The following is a 19,776-nucleotide window of genomic DNA, read 5'->3' as shown; positions in this document are numbered from 1 at the left end:
AGACCGGGCCCTTCTCGATGAATCATCAGACGCCGAGGTCGCCACCGAGGTAGGCGGCCCGCACCTTCGGGTCGTTCAGCAGGTCGGCCCCGCGGGCGCTCTGGACCACGCGGCCCGTCTCGAGCACGTACGCGCGGTCCGACAGCTTCAGCGCCTGCTGGGCGTTCTGCTCGACCAGCAGCACCGTGGTGCCGCGCTTGTTGATCTCCCGGATGATGTCGAAGATCTGCGCGATCAGCATCGGCGCCAGGCCCATCGACGGCTCGTCGAGCAGCAGCACCTTGGGCTTCGTCATCAGCGCGCGGCCGATGGCGATCATCTGCTGCTCGCCGCCCGACATCGTGCCGCCGAACTGCGTCTTGCGCTCGTTGAGCCGGGGGAACAGCTCGTAGACCTCGTCGAGGTCGCCCTGGAGCTCGTCCTTGCGGGTGTAGGCACCCATCAGGAGGTTCTCCTGCACCGTCATGCCGGGGAACACGCCCCGGCCTTCCGGTGACTGGCCGATCCCGAGCAGCACGCGCTTGTGCCCCGGGGTCTTCGAGATGTCCTGGCCGTTGAACACGATCCGGCCGCTGGTCAGCGGGCGGAGGCCGGAGATCGTCTTGAGCGTCGTGGTCTTGCCGGCGCCGTTGGCCCCGATGAGGGAGACGATCTCGCCCTCGTCGACCTGGATGCTCATGCCCTTGAGGGCGGCGATCTTCCCGTAGTGGACGTTGATGTCCTCGACCTCAAGAAGCATCTTCGGACACCCCCAGATACGCCTCGATCACCTTCTGGTTGTTCTGCACCTCGTGCGGCAGCCCTTCTGCGATCTTCTGGCCGAAGTCGAGCACGGCCAGCCGGTCGCTGATGTGCATGACCAGGCCCATGTCGTGCTCGATCAGCAGCACGGTGCGGCCGTCGTCCCGGATCTTGCGGATCAGCTCCTGCAGGGCGATCTTCTCCGCCGGGTTCATGCCCGCGGCCGGTTCGTCGAGCAGCAGCAGCTTCGGGTCGGTCGCGAGCGCCCGCGCGATCTCCAGCCGGCGCTGGTCGCCGTAGGAGAGGTTCTTCGCGACGTGGTGCTCGACCCGGCCGATGCCGACGAAGTCGAGCAGCTCACGCGCCCGTTCCCGGCCGTGCTTCTCTTCCTTGCGGTGCGTCGGCAGGCCGAGCACCGCGCCGATCGCGCCCGTCTTGTGGTGCGCGTCCGCGCCCACCATGACGTTCTCCAGCGCCGACATGTTGTGGAACAGCCGGATGTTCTGGAACGTCCGGGCGACGCCGCGCTTGGCGACCTTGAACCGCTTCATGCCGTCGATGCGGTCGCCGTCGAAGCGGACCTCGCCCTCGGTCGGCGAGTAGACGCCGGTGACCACGTTGAACACCGTGGTCTTGCCGGCGCCGTTCGGCCCGATGAGGGCGAAGATCTCGCCCTCGTTGATGCTGATGTTGACCTCGCGCAGGGCGGTGACACCGCCGAACCGCATGGTCACGTTGTCGAACTCGAGCAAGGGGCTCACTTGGTCACCTCCGCCGACGCCTCGGAGTCGGGGCCGGCCACTTCGGCACCCATCGCGCCCATGCCGCCGGTTCCTTCCCGTAGTTCGGCCTTCCGCTGCCGGGACGGCAGGATGCCTTCCGGCCGCAGCGCCATCATCAGCACCAGGACGGCGCCGAAGACGAAGATGCGGTAGTCGGCGAAGTCCCGGAACCGCTCGGGCAGCCACGCGACGACGAACGCGCCGAGGATGACGCCCGGGAGGTTGCCCGCCCCGCCCAGCACGACCGCGGCCAGGATGGTCGCGGACAGGATGAACGGGAAGTTGTTCGGCTCGACGAACACCGCCTTGCTGGCGTAGATCGTGCCGGCGAAACCACCGATCATCGCGCCGATCGCGAAGGCGAGCAGCTTGAACTTGAACGTCGGCACGCCCATCAGCTCGGCCGCGTCCTCGTCCTCGCGGATCGCCGCCCACGCCCGCCCGACGCGGCTCTTGTTGAGCCGGATCGAGAAGACGACGACGAGCACGATCGCGAAGAGCATCAGGTAGTAGTACGGCGCCGGGTCGAGGAAGAACTCCATGCCGAACAGCGGCTCCGGGTGCGGGACGTTCGTGATGCCGCGCGCGCCGCCGATGGCGTCGGTGTTGTTCGCGGTGATCCGGACGATCTCACCGAAGCCCAGCGTCACGATCGCCAGGTAGTCACCTCGTAGCCGTAGTGTCGGGGCGCCGAGGATGACGCCCGACACCGAGGCCAGGAAGATGCCCAGCACCACCGTGGGCCAGAACGACCAGCCGTACTTCGTGCCGATCGACGCCCACGTGTACGCGCCGATCGCGAAGAACGCGACGTACCCGAGGTCCAGCATGCCGGCGTGGCCGACCACGATGTTGAGGCCGACCGCCAGCAGGATGTACGTCCCGATCGGGAAGATCAGGACCGTCGTCCAGTCCGAGTCCGGCGACATGAACGAGCCGATCCACGGCGCGGGCAGGATCAGCGCGAACACGATCACCAGCAGGTAGACGCCGTAGCGCTGCCACTGGGGCGCGTCGGCCCACCAGTCCCGGGTGCCGTCGATCGGGTGGAACCCCCGGCGGGCCGGTGATTCGTTTCCGTCTACCACTTCGTCGCCTTTCATACGCGTGCCCGCTGCAGCGATTCACCGAGAATGCCGGTGGGCCGGAACATGAGCACGAGCACCAGGATCACGAATGCGGTGACGTCCTTCCAGGCCGAGCCGAGGAAGATGGAGCTCCAGTTCTCGACGAGACCGAGCACGATTCCGCCCAGCAGGGCGCCGCGCAGGTTGCCGATACCGCCGAGCACGGCGGCGGTGAACGCCTTGATGCCGAGCAGGAATCCGATGCGGTAGTCGGTGTTCTCGTATTCCATCACGAACAGGGCGGCGGCGACGCCGGCCATGGCCCCGCCGAGCAGGAAGGTGATGCGGACGATCCGGTCGATGCTCACGCCCATCAGGACGGCGGCCTCGGGGTCCTGCGCGGTGGCGCGGATACCGCGGCCGATCCGGGTGCGGCGCACGAGCTGGTCGAGCACGACCATCACGATGACCGCGCCGATGATGACGAAGACGTGGTCGGTGCGCACGACGCCGTTGCCGATGCGGAACAGTTCCTCGTGCGGGATGAACCGGGGCGCGGACTGCTGCACGCGCCCGGACTTGCCGAAGACGTCCGGGATGACGATCAGCGCGAACAGTTCCTGCAGGAACAGCGAGGCGCCGATGGCCGAGATCAGGGCGGCGAGCCGGGTCGCGCCCTTCTTCCGCAGCGGCCGGTAGGCGACCTGCTCGAGCACGATCGCCGAACCGCCCGACACGAGCGCCGAGGCGACGATGAGCAGGACCAGGATGCCGATCATCGAGATGATCGTGAACGGCGCCGCCGGCGCGATCGTGATCAGGATGAACAGGGACGTCATCGTCCCGATCATGAAGATTTCGGAGTGCGCGAAGTTGATCAGCCGCAGCACGCCGTAGACCATCGTGTAGCCGAGGGCGATGAGCGCGTAGATGGAGCCGGCTACCAGGCCGCCGATGGTGCTGCCCAGAAACTGGCTCTGCAGATCTTGGAACATGACGTAGTTGCCTTACCTGACGGGGCGAGGATGGTCGCCACATTGGCGGGGAGCGGGGGTGCTGTAGCCGTTTACAGCGCCCCCGCTCCCGTTAGGTGTTTCTACCGCTCCGTCAGCCGGTGATCTTGGCTTCGGTCGAGGCGCCGAGGTTCTTGATGACCCCGCCCACGACCTGGTACACGTAGATCGCGTTGGTCTGCGGCTCGCCGTTGTCCTTGAACTTGATCTGCTTCGACGCGCCCTTGAAGTCCTCGGTCTTCAGGAAGTCGTTGATCTTCTCGCCGGTGGTGTTGCCGGCCTTGACCGCGTTGATGATGGCGGTCGCGGCGTCGTAGCCCTCGGTCGCGTAGATCGCCGGGTCGACGTTGAACTTCGCCTTGTACTTGGTGGCGAACTCGTTGCCCGGGGCGCCCGCGTCGGGGATGTTGCAGGGGCAGCCGACGACGGCGCCTTCGGCGGCCGCGGCACCCGCGCCCGAGACCAGCTGCGGGTCGAGCGAACCGTCACCGGTCGCGAAGACGGCCTTCACGCCACCGTCGCGGAGCTGCTTGAGCAGCCGGCCGGCCTGGGCGTAGTAACCGCCGTAGGTGATGACGTCCGGGTTGGCGGCCTTGACCTTCTGGACGGTCGAGGAGTAGTCCGACGCGTCCTTGGCGAACTTGTCGCGCTCGGTCGTGATGCCCTTGTCCTTGAAGGTCTTCTCGAACGCGTCGGCCAGGCCGACGCTGTACTCCTGGTCGTCCGAGAGGACGTACGCGTTCTTCGGCGACTTCGCCGTGATGAGGAAGTTCGCGATACCGGGGCCCTGGTCGTTGTCGTTCGCGACGACGCGGTGCCAGTACTTCCAGCCGTTCGAGGCCAGGCCCGGGTTGGTCGCCGACGGCGACACGCTCGGCACCTTGCCCTGCTCGAGGACACCGCCGACGGCCTTCGACTCACCCGAGAAGGCCGGGCCGATCAGCGCGGTGATCTTGTCCGTGCCGATCGCGGTCTGCACCAGCGAGGTGGCCTGCTCCGGCTTGCCCTGGCTGTCGTAGTTCTTCAGCTCGAGCTTCACCGAAGGATTCGTGGCGTTGTACTCGTCGATCGCGAGCTTCGCGCCGTTGTTGGGCGGGATCACGATCCCGGAGTTCTCACCGGTCAGGTCGCCCATGAACCCGATCTTCAGCGTGCTGCCGTCACCGCTGCCCGACGAGCTGCTGCCGCCGGCACAGCCCGCCAGCGCAAGCGACGTCGCCGCCGCGAGGGCGAGGACCCGTCCAAAACGCACTCCTGACACCGACTACCTCCCATGACCAACCACCGCCGGTAGGCGTTGCCCCCGACACAGGGGCTAGGTTAGGGCAGGAAGATATCCCTCTCGCCCGTCTTGTGCACAGGCGGCCTCACTACTCTGTGTCCACATCGTGACGATCGCAACCGACACGAATTGCACGAAAAGCCGAACGAAGTTTCGCTTCAAGGTCGTGCTGGTCACGCAGAGAAGTCGACTATCCACGTCCACCGGACGAATGGATGACGGCCGTGTTTCCGCGGTATGACGTCGCCCATTTCCCGGGCCGGTGCGTGACCGGTTTCCCGGGCGATCCGCCCGCGACGCGCGGCCCTGCCGGGGTGCACCTTACGTCCGGTTCGCCCGGCCCGTCGGACCGCCCCCGCGGCAGGTCTGCCCGAAAGGCTTCCCGCCCGGGAACTCTCGTCACAACCACCGGTTGTCGACGGCGTCGGAACGGCTGTTGGACGCCCCCGCCGTCCCGCGGTTCGCTGGGAGCAGACCGAGGGACAAGGGAGAAGCGGATGCGGATCGCGGAGCTGGAAGTCGTCGAAGGGGTCGCGGCGGGGGTGCCGTTCGTGGCGTTGCCGCCGGCGGACCCGGCCGCGCCGGCGGCCCTGCTGGCCGGCTGGCACCTGATGGAGCCGCCGGCGAGCGAGCGGGCGATGGCGGCGGCGCTGCCGATGGCGGGACTGCAGGCGTGGCGGGTGTACCTCGGGCTCCCGCTCACCGGCGCGCGGCTGCCCGAAGGCGGGCCCGGCGAGCTCTTCCGGCTGGCGGGCGAGGACGCCGTCCTCAACGTCTTCGAGCCGGTGACCGACCGGGCGGCCGGGGAGTTCCCGGCGGCCCTCGCCGCGCTGCGCGACCGGCTGCCGGGCGCGGACGGCCCGCTCGGCGTCTTCGGCGGCTCGGCCGGCTCACTGGTGGCGCTGGAGGTGCTCGCCCGCGACGACGCCGACATCGCCGCCGGCGCGGTGGTCAGCCCGGTCGCCCAGCTGGCGCCGGTCATCGGGCGCAACGAACGGGTCTACGACGTCACCTACCCGTGGAGCGAGCGGTCCCGCGCGGTCGCGGCGCACCACGACTACGTCAGCCGGGCCGGCGAGCTCTCGGCGCCGCTGCTGATCGTGGCCGGGTCGGCGGACGACATCGCCGTCCGCGAGCCCGCCGCGGCGCTGTGGAAGCGCCTCGGCGACCGGGCCGAGCTGGTGACGATCGAGGGGATGGGGCACGAGTTCGCCGAGGCGCCGGGACTCGACGCCGCGCCGCAGACCGCGGACGCGGCCCGGGTCGACGCGGCGTTCAGCGCGTGGTTCGGCCCGCGGTTGCGACGCTGACGTCGCTCTCCGGCAGCCAGGAGCGGGCCGGGTCGCAGGCGCACCAGTCTTCTTCACGGCTGGTGCGCCACGCCAGCGTCAGCAGCCGCCGCAGCGCCGGGCGCGCCTTCCCGCGCCGCCAGACCAGCGACCACGGGAACAGCGGCGACGGCTCGAACGGCAGCACCTTCAAGTCGAGGTCCGGCGCGAGCTCCATGTCCGCTCCGGCGAGGGTGACGCGCCGCTTGCCGTAGCGCGTCTGCTCGAGGGTGTGCCGCAGGTCGTAGCTGACGCCGGAGTCGTCGATCGGCACGCCGAACTTCCCGCACAGCTCGGCCACGTAGGACTGCCATTCGGCGGCCCCGCCGTGCCCCGGCAGCCAGATCCCGTCGGCGCGCAGTTCTTCGAGGGGCAGCACGTCCAGCACCGCCAGGGGGTGTTCCGGGGCGAGCAGCGCGACCAGCGGTTCCAGCCGGATCGGCCGGTGCTCCAGCTCGTCCGGCAGCGGCTTGCCGAACCCGGTGACCCGGCCGATCGCGACGTCCAGCTCGCCGGACAGCAGCGGCTCGACGGCGTTCGCGAAACCGCCGCCGGCGATCCGGTCGATCCGCAGCGCCGGGTCGCGCTCGGCGAGGCGGCGCAGCAGGAACATCGGGGCGAGCCGGAAGTCGACGACGTCCAGGCGCAGCGGCCGGTCGTCGGCGCCCATCGCGGCGACCGCGGCGTCGGCCGCGCGCAGCAGCTCGTGCGCGTGCGGCAGGAACCGTTCGCCGTCGGCGGTCAGTTCGACCGACCGGTTGGTGCGCAGGAAGAGCGGCACCGCCAGGGCGTCTTCGAGCTTGCGGATCCGCTTCGACAGCGCCTGCTGGGTGAGGAACAGCGTCTGCGCGGCGCGGCCGAAGTGCCGCAGCTCCGCGGTGACGGTGAACGCCCGTACCTGGGCGATGTCGAGGTCCACGCTCAGGAGCCCGGCGGGCGGTCCCGGACGACGCAGGTGAGCCGGGCGGTGCAGGTGCGGTGGCCCTCGTCGTCGGTCAGCACGATCTCGGCGGTGATGGTGCCGCGGCCGACGTGCAGCGGCGTCGCCACCCCGGTGACCTTGCCCGTGCGGACGGCCCGGTGGTGGGTGCAGGAGAGCTCGAGGCCCATCGCGGCGCGGCCGGGGCCGGCGTTCAGCGCGGCGACCGTGGAGCCCAGCGCCTCGGCGAGCACGGCGTTGGCGCCGCCGTGCAGCAGGCCGTAGGGCTGGAGGTTGCCCTCGACCGGGATCGTGCCGACCACGCGCTCGGGCGTCGCTTCGATCAGCTGCATCCCGACCTTGTCGTTGAGCTGCTGGTCGGCCGCCGCCGGGTCGATGCCCGCCAACCGGTCCACGTCGATGGGGGCGGGACGTTCGGTCACTCACTGCTCCTCTGCTGATGCGCCACGTAAGGGTCGTCGCCACCATGGCGATGCAGCCTTGTTCCAAAGAGTGTCGGACCCCCAGCCTAGACTCGGGCACGTGAGCCCGAGTGAGAAGACGACCGTTGCCAACGCCACAGGAACCACCCCAGGATCGACCACTGTCGCGGAGCGGCCGAAGCTGCTCCTGATCGACGGCCATTCGATGGCCTACCGCGCGTTCTTCGCGCTGCCCGCCGAGAACTTCAGGACCAAGACCGGGCAGGTCACGAACGCGGTCTTCGGGTTCACGTCGATGCTCATCAACCTCCTGCGCGACGAAGCGCCGACCCACCTCGCGGTGGCGTTCGACCTCTCGCGCAAGACGTTCCGGTCGGAGACCTTCGCCGACTACAAGGCGAACCGCAGCGCGACGCCGGACGAGTTCCGCGGCCAGGTGGACCTGGTCCGGGAGGTCCTGGACGTGCTCGGCATCCCGTCGCTGACGAAGGAGAACTTCGAAGCCGACGACATCATCGCCACGCTCACCACGCAGGCCACGGCCGAGGACTTCGACGTCCTGATCTGTACCGGCGACCGCGACGCGCTGCAGCTGGTCACCGAACACGTCACCGTGCTGTACCCGAAGCGCGGCGTCTCGGAGATGACCCGGTTCACCCCGGAGGCCGTCGAGGAGAAGTACGGGCTCACCCCGCGGCAGTACCCGGACTTCGCGGCGCTGCGCGGCGACCCCTCCGACAACCTGCCGAACATCCCCGGCGTCGGCGAGAAGACCGCGGCCAAGTGGATCCGGCAGTTCGGCTCGCTGAACGACCTGATCGACCGGGTCGACGAGGTCAAGGGCAAGGTCGGCGACGCGCTGCGGGCGCACCTGAGCTCGGTCACCCTGAACCGCCAGCTGACCGAGCTGATCCGCGACGTCGAGCTGGAGATCGGCCCGGCCGGGCTGGAGCTGCGCCCGTGGGACCGCGAGGCCGTGCACGCGCTGTTCGACGAGCTGGAGTTCCGCGTGCTGCGGGACCGGCTGTTCGCGACCCTGCAGAGCGCCGAACCGGAGGCCGACGAAGGGTTCGAGGTCTCGGGTGACGCGCTGGCCCCCGGCGCGCTGGCGGCCTGGCTCGCCGCGCACGCGGGCCGGGGCAAGCCGGTCGCGCTGTCGTTCCGCACCACGGGCTCCTCGGTCCGCTCCGACCTGCGCGCGGTCGCCTTCGCGACCGCTGACGGCGAAGGCGCCTACGTCGACGTCACGGCGATGGACCAGGCCGACGACGCCGCGCTCGCCGGCTGGTTCGCCGACCCCGCGGTCCGCAAGACCGGGCACGACCTCAAGATCCCGCTGCACGCGATCCGCGCCCGCGGCTGGGTGCTCGCCGGGCTCGCCATGGACACCGCGCTGGCCGCGTACCTGGTGCGGCCGGGGCAGCGCACGTTCGACCTCGACGACCTCGCGCTGCGCTACCTGCACCGCGAGCTGCGCTCGGAGACCGACGGCGGCGACGGCCAGCTGTCGCTGCTCGACGGCGGCGCGGAAGGCTTGGAGCAGAAGGAGATCCAGGAGGAGCTCGTCAAGGCGCGGGCCGTCTTCGAGCTGGCCGGCGCGCTCGACAAGGAACTCGACGAGATCGGCGGCGCGAAGCTGCTCGCCGAGCTGGAGCTGCCGCTGCTGGAGGTGATCACCGAGCTGGAGATCGCCGGGGTCGCCGTCGACCTGGAGCAGCTGACCACGCTCGAGGCGCACTACCTCTCGCGCGTCACGCAGGCGGCCGAAGCCGCGTACGAGGTCATCGGCAAGCAGATCAACCTCGGCTCGCCGAAGCAGCTGCAGGTCGTGCTGTTCGACGAGCTCGGCATGCCGAAGACCAAGCGCACCAAGACCGGCTACACGACCGACGCCGAAGCGCTGCAGGGGTTGTTCGAGAAGACCGAACACCCGTTCCTGCAGCACATGCTGGAGCACCGGGACGCGACGAAGCTGCGCACGACGGTCGAGGGCCTCATCAAGTCCGTCGCCGACGACGGCCGCATCCACACCACGCTGCTGCAGACGATCGCGGCCACCGGGCGGCTGTCGTCGACCGAGCCGAACCTGCAGAACATCCCGGTCCGCACCGAAGAAGGCCGCCGCATCCGCGACGCGTTCGTGGTCGGCACCGGCTACACCGAGCTGATGACCGCGGACTACAGCCAGATCGAAATGCGGATCATGGCGCACCTCTCGCAGGACGAGGGCCTCATCGAGGCCTTCAACAGCGGCGAGGACCTGCACACGTTCGTGGCGTCGCGGGCGTTCTCGCTGCCGCCGGAGGAGATCACGCCGGAGCTGCGCTACCGCGTCAAGGCGATGTCGTACGGCCTCGCGTACGGGCTGTCGGCGTACGGGCTTTCGCAGCAGCTGCGGATCTCGACCGACGACGCCAAGTCCCAGATGGAGGCGTACTTCGACCGCTTCGGCGGCGTGCGCGACTACCTCCACTCGGTCGTCGGCATCGCGGCGAAGAACGGCTACACCGAGACGGTCTTCGGCCGCCGCCGCTACCTGCCGGACCTCAACAGCGACAACCGCCAGCGCCGCGAGATGGCCGAGCGGATGGCGCTGAACGCCCCGATCCAGGGCAGCGCGGCGGACATCATCAAGGTCGCGATGCTGAACGTCCACGGCGCGATCGTCGAAGCGAAGCTGCGGAGCCGGATCCTGCTGCAGGTGCACGACGAGCTCGTGCTCGAGGTCGCCGAGGGCGAGCGCGAGGAGCTGGAGAAGCTCGTGCGGCACGGCATGGGCTCGGCCTACGCACTCGCGGTCCCGCTGGAGGTTTCGGTCGGCTACGGCCGATCCTGGAACGACGCCGCCCACTGAGTTCTTCGGGTTACCGGCCCGCGAACCCCGCACCGTCCGGTGCGGGGTTCGCGCACGTCCGGGGGACATCGCCTACGCTGCGTCGCCGCGGGAATCACCGGGTCGTGGGGCGGGACTACTCGGCCGGACGGCGCCGGGTGCCGGTCTTCCGGACGAAGCTGGGTGGCCCGAACGGCCCACCGGGGCCCCGGCCGGAAGGACCAGCACCATGGCCACCGATTTCCAGCGGCGCAAGATCTCCGGCGTCTTCGGCGCGATGGACGCCGACGCCGACGGCTACCTCACCGAGACCGACTTCAGAGCCCTCACCACGAGATGGCTCGCACTGCGCGGCACCGACGAAGGCACCGCGGAAGGGCGGCAGCTCGCCGCCATCATGATGGGCTGGTGGGGCACGCTGCTCGCGGCGTCCGACCTGGACCGCGACGACAAGGTCACCCTCGACGAGGTCCTTCACGTCGTCGACGACCTGCCCACGATGTCCGGCGCGGTCACCGGCACCGCCGACGCGATGTTCGAAGCCGTCGACGAAAACGGCGACGGCGCCATCTCCGCGGCCGAGTACCACCAGCTGATCGAAGCCTGGAACGGCACCGCCACCCCGACCGACGAAGTCTTCGCCCACCTCGACCTCGACGGTGACGGCCGGCTCTCCCGCGAGGAGTTCACCGGGCACTGGCTGGAGTTCTGGGCCGGCGACGACCCCGCCGCGCCGGGAAGCTGGGTCTTCGGTCGCGTGTGACCCACTCATCGGGACGCCATTGCGACGAACGGCGGACTCCGTTCGGGTGAGGTGTTACCGCTGGGTAGCGGGTCCCGCACAGAGGCGGGGCGATCACGGCGTAGGGTCCGCCGAATGGGGTTCGAGCGTGAGCGACGACGCTGGCGGGTCCGGCTGCACGACGAACTCGGCCGGCTTTGCGGCGCGGGCACGGTACTCGACGAGTACCACGTCCTGACGAGCGCGCACGTCGTCGAGACCGCCGGTGGCTCGCGATCCGCGTTGAGCGTGGACTTCGTCGGCCTGGCCGAGGCGTTGCCCGGTACGGCGACCGTCGTCGAAGGGTGCTGGGTGCCCTCCGACGGCGGTGGCCGTGGCGACCTCGCCCTGCTGCGCCTCGAACGTCCCGAGTCCCGCGTGTTCCGCGCGCCGCTGCACCGGATGCCGCTCGGGGAACACCAGCTCGTCCGCGCCTTCGGGTTCCCGCCCGGGTCCGTCGGCCGCTGGACCCACGCCCGCCTCGGCGGCGCCGAGCACCCCGGCGGCCCGGGCGGCGAGTGGATCCGCTTGCTGCGCACCGCCGAGGCCGAGTCGCTCGGCCCCGGGTTCGGCGGCACCGCGGTGCTCGACGAAGCGACCGGGCACGTCGTCGGCATGGTCGTGGGCAAGGACACCGGCACCTGGATGATCCCGGTCGAGACGATGCTCGGGCACCTGCCGCAGCTGAGCATCTGGACGTCCGGCGGCCCCGCCGTCGACGCCAGTTTCTCGCGCCCGGTCGGCGAAACCGTCGACGTCTCCTTCGTGCAGCGGGTCGTCGACTGGTTCGCCAAGGCCGAACCCGGCACCGTCTGGGTCGTCGACACCGGCGAGGCCGGCTCGCCCGTCGCGGCGGCACTGCGCTTCGGCATCGTCCTGGCCGACCGCGAACGCTCGCTCGGCGTCCCCGGGCTGCCGCCGGCGCTCGGCCAGATGCCGCCCGCCGGCAGCGTCGACCTCGCGGTGGACGCGACCGGCCGCACCGCCGACGCCGTCCGCCACCGCATCGAAGAACGGCTGACCTCCGGCGTCGCCGGCCGCACGCTCGTCGTCGACGCGATCGACGACTCCGCCGAACCCGACCGGCTCGTCGGCGAGGTGCTCGGCCCGCTCGCCGGCCGCGCGGCCGAGCTGGGCATCCGGCTGCTGCTCGGTTTCCGCGACGAGTCTTCGCCCGGGGTGGCGGCCGTGCGGGTGAGCACGGACCGGGCGCGCCCGGCGACGGACGACCTCGCCGGCCGGCTCGACGTGCTCACCCAGGCCGTGGCGGAGCTCGCCGAGATCGAGGCCTACCAGCTGCGGGTGGCGACGCGCTTCACCGGCGTCGCGATGCTGCCGGCGCGCGCCCACCGGCTGCGCGGCACGCTCAAGCAGCTCCGCTCCGCCGAGGTCGACGGCGACGCCGAGTGGGTCGAGCGCCACATCGACGGCCACGAGCACGCGGTCGCCCCGGCGGTCGAGGACGGCCGCCGCCAGCGCGCGGTCCTCGACGGCCTGGTCGCCCGCCGCGAGGAGCTGCGAGCCCGCCTGGCCGGCGACAACGAACTGGCCCGCGAACACGGCGTCGCGACCGACCCGGAGCTGGAGCAGGTGTACGTCCCGGCGAAGCGCCTGCTGATCGACGGCCCCTGCGAACTCACGGCGGCGGCCACCGCGGTCGACACGTACGCGGCCGCGGTCCGGGCCCGCATCGAAGACCGCTGACCCGCTTTCCCGCTTTCCCACTTTCCCCGCGGTGCAAGCAAAGCCGTGAAGGGCACCTTCAGGGACTCTGAGTCCCTGAAGGTGCCCTTCACGGCTTTCAGGAGCCGGAACTGTCGGTGCCGGGCGGTAATGTGGAAGACGGGGGGCGGCGCCCCGCGGGTCGGCGGCAAAGCAGCGACCCGCGGTGAGGCGGCCCGCAGGGCGGCCGGCGGTGAGGGCCCCGCGGGCCGGCGGCGAGGCAGCGGCGGACAGTGAAGCAGCGGTCGACAGTGAAGCGCTCATGGCGAAGCGGCCCGCAGCCGGCGCGGCCGTGGTGAAGCGGTCCGTGGTGAAGGGGCCGGCGGTGATGCGACCCGCAGCTGGCGCGGCCCGCAGCACCGCGGCCGCGGTGAAGCTTTCGCGGTGAAGCGCCCGTGGCGAAGCAGCCCGCGGCACCGCTGCCGCGGTGCCGAGCTCGCGGTGAAGCGGCTGGCGGCGAAGGGGCAGCAGGTAAGGCGGCTGGCGGCGAAGGGGCAGCAGGTGAGCGGCCGGGCGGCCAAGGGACAACAGGTAAGGCGGCTGGGCGGCCAAGGGGCAGCAGGTGAGCGGCTGGGCGGCCAAGGGGCAGCAGGTGAAGCGGCTGCCGGGTGAAGCCGTCGGCTACTTGCGGCCCAGGCCGCGGATCAGGACCATCACCGCTTCCCGGACCTCCGCCCGCGTCCGCTCCGGGCCGAACACCTGCCAGTCCAGCGCGACCACCAGCATCGTGCCGAACAGGCCGGCCGCCGCCGTCGGGATCCGGACTCCCTCCGGCAGCCGGCCCGCCTCCTCCAAGCGCGAAAGCTGGCCCTTCACGATCGAGATGATTTCCTCGCGCAGCAAGGAAAGCGTGCCGTGCCACTGGCCGGGCGTGCGCCACAGCTCGCTCACCAGGATCTGCGAAAACCCCGGATACCGGGCGATGAACTCCAGCGTCACGTCGACCTGCGCCTCGATCACGTCGAGCGGATCGGCATCCGAAACCGCGTCGCGCAGCCGCCCGGCGAGCGTGTCGACGCCGTACCGCAGCAGGCCGTCGACCAGGCCGTCCTTCGAACCGAAGTTGTAGTAGACAGTGCCCTTGGCGACGCCCGCCTCGGCGGCGATGTCGTCGACCGTGAGGCCCACCAAGCCCCGGCTCTTCGAAAGCCGCAGCGTGGCCTCGAAAAGCTTCTGCTTGGTCCCGCCGCTCACAGGCTCAGCTCGGGTTTGAGCGCCGACACCGTCCAGACGCGGCGTTTGCGCGCGGCCAGGGTGGACACCAGGACTCCGCCGACCAGGTAGGCCAGCAGCACGCCGATGTCGCCGAGGATCTGCACGGTGGCGCCACTGTAGAACAGGTGCCGGAAGCCGTCGATCGCGTACCCCATCGGCAGCACGACGTGCAGCGGGTACAGCGCGTCCGGGATCGTCTGCCAGGGGAACGTGCCGCCCGCGCTGACCAGCTGCAGCACCAGCAGCACCAGGCCGAGGAACTTGCCGACCGCGCCGAAGAAGCTGTTGAGCGCGTGCACCACCGACGTGAACGTCAGCGACACCAGGACGGCGAAGCCGATCGCGCCCAGCGGGTGCGCGATGTGGATGCCGACGAGCCACGTCACCGCGCCGAACAGGACGATCACCTGCGCGACGCCGAGCAGCGCCGACGACAGCCAGCCGCCGACCGCGACCCGGAACGGCGCCGCGCCCGCGGTCAGCGCGCGCGTCGAGAGCGGGCGCAGGATCAGGAACAGCACGAACGCGCCGATCCAGGTGGCCAGCGAGATGAAGAACGGCGCCAGGCCCGCGCCGTACGTCCCGGCCGACGCCTCGCCGTTGGCGTTCACCGCCACCGGGTCCGCGATCGTGTTGGCCGTCGCCGCGCGCGTCGGGTCGTCCGGGTTCGGGATCTCCTTGAGCCCGGCCGAAAGCCCGTCACGCAGCTTCACCGCGCCGTCGGCGAGCTGGTTCGTCCCGGTGACCGCCGTCTTCTCACCGTCGTTCAGCTTGGCGGCGCCGTCCTTGAGCTGGTTCGCTCCGTCGGACGCCTGCGCGATGCCGTTCGCCAGCTGCGGCGACGCGGCGGCGAGCTTGGCCGCGCCGTCGGAAACCTGCTTCGCGCCGTCGGCCAGCTTCGCGAGATCGCCGTTGGCCTGCTGGATCTTGCTGTTCGCCTGGTCGACGGGGGAGCGCAGCTGGTCCGCGCGCGCCAGGATCGCCGTGACCTGGTCCTCCGGCACGCCGGCGTTGCGCAGGTCGGTCTGGAGCTGGGTGCGGTAGCTGTCGAGCTTGCCCTGGATGTCCGACGACGCCGTCGCGGCCACGGACGCCGCGTCGGCGATCTTCTGGTCCCCGGCGGCCACCTGCGAGGCGCCGTCGGCGAGTTTTTGCGTCTGGGACGGCAGATCCGCGGTGCTGGACTTGAGCGTGCCCAGCCCGGTGGCGAGCGTCGCGGAGCCGTCGGCGAGCTGCGACGCGCCACTGGCGAGCTGCTGCTGGCCGGACTTCAGCTGCGAAGCGCCGTCCGCGAGCTGGGACGCGCCGGTCGAGGCCTCCTGGATCTTCCCGAAGATGGTGGAGAACCCGACCAGGAACCGGTCCGCGGCCTCGCTGCCGACCTTCTCCGCGATCGTCTTGCGCACCTGCTCGGCGACCTGCTTCGCGATCGTCCCGGACAGGTAGTTGTTGGCGTCGTTGGTGGTCAGCGTGATCGTCGCCTGCTGCGGCTGGAAATTGCCGACCGACAGCAGCGCGGCGGAGAAGCCGCTCGGGATGCCGATCGCGAAGGAGTACTTGTCGTCGCGGACGCCGTCGCGCGCGTCCTGCTCCGACACCTCGTGCCACTGGAACGTGCCGGACTTGACCAGCTCGTCGGTCACCTCGCGGCCCACGTTGCGCTGCTGGCCGCTCGAGTCCTGCGCGCCGGCGTCGCTGGTGAAGACGGCGGCGGGCAGCTTGTCCAGGCGGCCGTACGGGTCGTAGTTCGCGTAGAGGTAGAAGGACGCGTAGAGCAGCGGCACCAGCACGAGCGCGACCAGTGCCAGCTTGGGCATCGTGCCGGTGGACAGCCGCCGCAGTTCGTTGCGGGCGATCCGGAAGGCGTTCATTCGGAAACTCCGTCAGTGACGTTCTCTGGGCCCTCAGGGAGCTCTTCGGTGGGTTGGGGGAGTTCGGGAAGGCAGTGCTGCGGCGACGGCTGCTCGGACGAGCCGATGCGCGCGGGCGTGAAGGGCAGCGCGGACGCCGGCGTCGTCGCGGCCAGCACCACCACGGCCAGGCCGCGTTCGGCCTGCTCGCGGGCCAGGCCGGCCCAGCTGCCGACGTCGCTGGTGTGCCGGTCGGGCGTGTCGAGCACGAGGACGCGCACGCCCTTGCGGACCGCGGCCAGCTCGGTGAGCAGCCGGGTGCGCAGGGCGGGGGCGAGGTTCTCGAACCGGGTGCCGGCGAACGGCGCCGCGTCGTGCTCGGTCAGCCAGCGGGCGACGTCTTCCTTGCCCGCCGGGCGGTGCGCCAGCGCCAGCTCCTCGCCGACGACCACGCGCAGGCTCAGCGCCTCGTCCGGGTCGCTGACGCCCGGCGCGTCGACGACCGCGACCAGCTCGGGCAGACCGGCGTCCGCACCGTCGACCGTGACCGTGCCGGTGCTCGGCTTGAGCCGCCCGGCCAGCGCGAGCCCGAACGCGGTGACGCCGACGCCGGGTTCGCCGTGCACGATCGCCAGGTCGCCCTCGCCGACGGTCAGCGAGGTGGGCGGTAACAAGGTGCCGTGGTGCCCTTCGAGGGACACCCGATCGGCTCGGACCTGCACGGGGACTCCAGCTGAGACGACTTTGAACTGACCGGTCAGTTCAAAAGCTAGCCCTCGCCGGGGTGCGGAGCAAGATCACCGGACGCACGTCACACCAGTGGGTGACTCACCGCAGCGCGGCCGCCGGCCGCACCTCCCACGTCGTCCACAGTGGACGATAGCCCTGCCGGTGCCAGAACACCGAGGCCAGCGGGTTGGTCGGGTTGTAGTAGAGGTACGTGCCGATCGCGCCGCCGGTGCGCAGCTCCTGGTGCACCCGGGCCATCAGCGCCCGGCCGAACCCGCCGCCCCGCTCGCCGGGTGTGGTCACGACGTTGTTCACGTAGCCCCAGCGCCCCGGCGGCAGCAGCTCGGCCGCTTCGCTGCCCGCGGTCGCGTCGATCCACGCGCAGTGCGCCATCGCCTGGATCACGCCGTCGTCCTCGGCCAGCCAGACCGCCGGCTCCTCGGCGTCCAGGGCCTCCCGCAGCGCGGGGGCCAGCAGGTCGGCGGTGTTCGGGCGGCGGGGCGCGGCGACCAGGCCGGTGTAGTCGAACGTGGCCGTCGCCAGTTCCAGCGCGACGGTGAAGTCGGCCGGCCCGGCGCGCCGGACGCGCACGGCGGGATCCGGCGGGATCGGGGGAGCGGTCCGGACGCCCAGCGCGCCGAGCGGGACCAGGCCGTGGTCGAGGAAGGCGCGGATCGCCTCGGCGTCCCGGCTGGGCCAGACGACCGCGCACGCCGAGTCGTCGCCGGTCTCCTCGCTCTCGACCCGGCCCTTGAGGGCGCGCAAGAGCAGGTCGGCGCCCTCGGTGCCGGTGTCGCCGAGGTAGGGGAACAGCTGCCAGGTGTCGGCGGCCGACCACAGCATCGGGACGTCGCCGGGGCTCAGCCGGTGCCGCTGCAGCACGCCGGTGACCTGGGTGCCGTCCGCCGTCGCCGCGTCGAGCCGCAGGCCCTCGGCGGGCGGCGCGGCGGGCGGCAGCAGCGCGTCGACGGCCGCGAAGCGCGCCTTGTGGGCGGCGAGCAGCGGCTCGGCGATGTCCATGGTTCCCCTCTGGTCGTCGGTCAGGACCAGGCCGGTCGCCGGATCCACATCGTCCACAGTGGACGATAACCCTGCCGGTGCCAGAACACCGGGGAGAGCGGGTTCGCCGGGTGGTAGAACAGGAAGGTACCGCGCACCTCGTGCGTGAGCAGGGTGCGATGGGCCGCCGCCATCAGGGCCCGGCCGACCCCGCCGTCGCGCGCCGCCGGCGCCACCGACAGCGTGTCGACGTACCCCCAGCGCCCCGGGAACAGCCGGCCGTGGATGCTGTCGCCCGGCGTCGGCACGGCCAGCGCGCAGGCGGCCATCCCGGCGGGCACGCCGTCGTCCTCGGCCAGCCAGACCAGGCCGCTGAACCGCAGGGAGCGGACGACCTCGGCGTGCAGCAGCGGCCGCGCGCCCGGCCGCCGGACCGCGGTGCCGACCAGCGAGGTGTAGCGCCACTCGGCCAGCCGCAGCTCGGTGAGGGCCTCGGCGTCGCCGTCCTCGGCCTTCCGGACGCGCACCCGCGCCGGGCCCGGGTCCGCCGGCGGCTCGACGGGCCGGACGGCCAGGCAGGTCATCGGCGCGAAGCCGTGCGCCAGCAGGACCGCGGACGCCTCGTCGTCCCGGCTCGGCCAGGTCAGCGTGCAGCCCGAGTCCGGGCCGGCGCCCGATCCGCGCAGCCGCTCGCGCCACACGCCCAGCAGCGCCGCGAGGCCCGCCGCGCCGGTCTCGCCCGGCACCGCGGTCAGGTCCCAGATCTCCGACGGGCCCCACAGCGCGGGCCACGACGCGGGCGCGTACACGACGCGGGTCAGCAGGCCGCCCGCCGGCCGGCCGCCCACCGACGCCAGCAGCGGCTCGCTCGCCACCGGCGGCGCCGCGATCGGCGGGAGCTGCGGGTCGAGCGCGGCGAACCGGGCGTTCTGCTCCTCTTCGAGGGGTGTCACGGGCGGTGCGTGCGGAAGATCGCGGTGCCCGGGAACAGCCGGCCGCGCAGCGGGCTCCACTGGCCCCAGGTCCGCGTGTGCCCCTCCGGCCACTCCGGCTCGAGGAGGTCGGTGAGGGTGAACCCGGCGGCGGCCAGCGCGCGGACGTAGTCGCCGAGGGTGTGGTGGTACTCGACGTAGGTGGCGGTGCCGTCGTCGTCGACCTCGACGTAGGGCGTGCGGTCGAAGTACGGCTGGGTGACGGTGAGCCCCTGCGGGCCCGGGTCGTCCGGGAAGATCCAGCGCATCGGGTGCGTCACCGAGAAGACCCACGGCGCGCCGGGCCGCAGCACCCGGTGGACCTCGGCGAACACCGCGTCCACCGACGCCACGAACGGGATCGCGCCGAACGCCGAGCAGGCCGCGTCGAAGCTGCCCGAGGCCAGCGGCAGGTACTCGGCGTTCGCCTGCACGAGCGGCACGGCGACGCCGGTGCGCGTGTTGCCGGCCTGCGCGTGGCGCAGCATGCCGGCGGAGAGGTCGGTCGCCACGGCGTCGGCGCCCTCGGCGCGCAGCCAGCGCGCGCACGCGGCCTGGCCGCAGCCGACCTCCAGCACGCGCCGGCCGCGGACGTCGCCGAGCAGCCGCGCGTCCGCCTCCCGCACGCCCTCCGGGCACCAGACGAAGTCGGCGTCGCCGAGGAAGCCGCCGTGCTCGGCCTGGTAGTCGTCGGCGTCGGCGTCCCACCAGGCGAGGTTGGCGGCCGCGGCCTCCGGCCCGCCGACCTCGCGGTAGGCGACGGCGGTCGTGCCCAGCCGGTGCTCGGCGGCGTCGTGGCGCCCCGGCGCGGCGGGCTCGTTCGGTGGCATGATGGTGTCTCCGGTCCCGGCCGCCGGCGCCCGGCCTGCGGCCCGCGCCACCCGCGCCCTCCAGCGTGCGATTTGCCTTCGCGAGGACCTTAGCGATCGCCGGGGGACCCTGATTGTGCCGCCTGGTGACTGCCGCGTAGGATCAGTGTTAGCGCAGTGGGTTCGCGCTGCCTTTCGCTCAGCTTCGTCTCGGGCTCGGGTCGCGCACCGTTTGCGGGTCATGCCGCGGTCGTTCACTGGTGGACGTTTGCTCGCAGGGTCGTCGCATGCC

General features: G+C 71.4%; 17 protein-coding genes. 4 read left to right on the top strand and 13 right to left on the bottom strand.

Translation table 11 applies throughout. The features are described 5' to 3' along the window. Positions 1-25: 25 nt before the first annotated feature. The 5 genes from OHS18_RS15550 to OHS18_RS15530 form a co-directional block, all read right to left on the bottom strand. A complete protein-coding gene (locus OHS18_RS15550; protein WP_247054225.1) occupies positions 26-739 on the bottom strand; it encodes an ABC transporter ATP-binding protein in 714 nt (237 codons plus the stop codon). Further along, a complete protein-coding gene (locus OHS18_RS15545) occupies positions 729-1,502 on the bottom strand; it encodes an ABC transporter ATP-binding protein (protein ID WP_328452114.1) in 774 nt (257 codons plus the stop codon). The genes OHS18_RS15550 and OHS18_RS15545 overlap by 11 nt, the downstream gene beginning before the upstream one ends. Continuing rightward, on the bottom strand, positions 1,499-2,626 hold the full coding sequence (locus tag OHS18_RS15540; protein WP_328452116.1) for a branched-chain amino acid ABC transporter permease: 1,128 nt from the start codon (positions 2,624-2,626) through the stop codon (positions 1,499-1,501). The genes OHS18_RS15545 and OHS18_RS15540 overlap by 4 nt, the downstream gene beginning before the upstream one ends. Beyond that, positions 2,623-3,585, bottom strand: coding sequence for a branched-chain amino acid ABC transporter permease (locus OHS18_RS15535; protein WP_328452118.1), 963 nt, complete (start codon positions 3,583-3,585; stop codon positions 2,623-2,625). Before OHS18_RS15535 ends, OHS18_RS15540 begins: the two co-directional genes overlap by 4 nt. 112 nt (positions 3,586-3,697) lie before the next feature. After that, on the bottom strand, positions 3,698-4,855 hold the full coding sequence (locus tag OHS18_RS15530; protein ID WP_328452119.1) for a branched-chain amino acid ABC transporter substrate-binding protein: 1,158 nt from the start codon (positions 4,853-4,855) through the stop codon (positions 3,698-3,700). 527 nt (positions 4,856-5,382) lie between these two features. Here OHS18_RS15530 and OHS18_RS15525 point away from each other — a divergent pair. Then, entirely contained in the window at positions 5,383-6,195 is an 813-nt protein-coding gene (locus OHS18_RS15525; RefSeq protein WP_328617528.1) for an alpha/beta hydrolase family protein, read from the top strand. Here OHS18_RS15525 and OHS18_RS15520 read toward each other — a convergent pair. Further along, entirely contained in the window at positions 6,161-7,132 is a 972-nt protein-coding gene (locus tag OHS18_RS15520; protein ID WP_328617527.1) for a LysR family transcriptional regulator, read from the bottom strand. The genes OHS18_RS15525 and OHS18_RS15520 overlap by 35 nt on opposite strands. Before the next feature lie 2 nt (positions 7,133-7,134). After that, a complete protein-coding gene (locus OHS18_RS15515) occupies positions 7,135-7,575 on the bottom strand; it encodes a PaaI family thioesterase (RefSeq protein WP_328617526.1) in 441 nt (146 codons plus the stop codon). A gap of 100 nt (positions 7,576-7,675) precedes the next feature. Between OHS18_RS15515 and polA the strand changes: the two genes are divergently transcribed. From polA to OHS18_RS15500, 3 genes are all read left to right on the top strand, one after another. Next, on the top strand, positions 7,676-10,429 hold the full coding sequence (gene polA / locus OHS18_RS15510) for a DNA polymerase I (protein WP_328617525.1): 2,754 nt from the start codon (positions 7,676-7,678) through the stop codon (positions 10,427-10,429). Between the two features lie 208 nt (positions 10,430-10,637). After that, complete coding sequence (locus tag OHS18_RS15505; protein WP_328617524.1) at positions 10,638-11,171, top strand: EF-hand domain-containing protein; 534 nt, start codon at positions 10,638-10,640, stop codon at positions 11,169-11,171. Positions 11,172-11,285: 114 nt separating this feature from the next. After that, entirely contained in the window at positions 11,286-12,893 is a 1,608-nt protein-coding gene (locus OHS18_RS15500; protein WP_328452130.1) for a S1 family peptidase, read from the top strand. 639 nt (positions 12,894-13,532) lie between these two features. Here the strand turns inward: OHS18_RS15500 and OHS18_RS15495 are convergent. The 6 genes from OHS18_RS15495 to OHS18_RS15470 form a co-directional block, all read right to left on the bottom strand. Further along, positions 13,533-14,105, bottom strand: coding sequence for a TetR/AcrR family transcriptional regulator (locus OHS18_RS15495; RefSeq protein WP_328452134.1), 573 nt, complete (start codon positions 14,103-14,105; stop codon positions 13,533-13,535). Beyond that, positions 14,102-15,997, bottom strand: coding sequence for a YhgE/Pip domain-containing protein (locus OHS18_RS15490; protein ID WP_328617523.1), 1,896 nt, complete (start codon positions 15,995-15,997; stop codon positions 14,102-14,104). The genes OHS18_RS15495 and OHS18_RS15490 overlap by 4 nt, the downstream gene beginning before the upstream one ends. Continuing rightward, complete coding sequence (locus tag OHS18_RS15485) at positions 15,994-16,698, bottom strand: ABC transporter ATP-binding protein (RefSeq protein WP_328617522.1); 705 nt, start codon at positions 16,696-16,698, stop codon at positions 15,994-15,996. The genes OHS18_RS15490 and OHS18_RS15485 overlap by 4 nt, the downstream gene beginning before the upstream one ends. 106 nt (positions 16,699-16,804) lie before the next feature. After that, positions 16,805-17,725 (bottom strand): GNAT family N-acetyltransferase, encoded by a 921-nt coding sequence (locus OHS18_RS15480; RefSeq protein WP_328458866.1) that lies wholly within the window; start codon positions 17,723-17,725, stop codon positions 16,805-16,807. A gap of 20 nt (positions 17,726-17,745) precedes the next feature. After that, positions 17,746-18,657: a GNAT family N-acetyltransferase gene (locus OHS18_RS15475; RefSeq protein WP_328617521.1), complete on the bottom strand. Its 912-nt coding sequence runs from the start codon at positions 18,655-18,657 to the stop codon at positions 17,746-17,748. Further along, positions 18,654-19,505, bottom strand: coding sequence for a class I SAM-dependent methyltransferase (locus OHS18_RS15470; RefSeq protein WP_328617520.1), 852 nt, complete (start codon positions 19,503-19,505; stop codon positions 18,654-18,656). Before OHS18_RS15470 ends, OHS18_RS15475 begins: the two co-directional genes overlap by 4 nt. Positions 19,506-19,776: the final 271 nt, after the last annotated feature.

The organism is Amycolatopsis sp. NBC_00355 (assembly GCF_036104975.1).
Lineage (GTDB): Bacteria > Actinomycetota > Actinomycetes > Mycobacteriales > Pseudonocardiaceae > Amycolatopsis.
The sequence above is the reverse complement of the archived record's forward strand: the minus strand, read 5'-3'. Positions and strand labels throughout refer to the sequence as shown.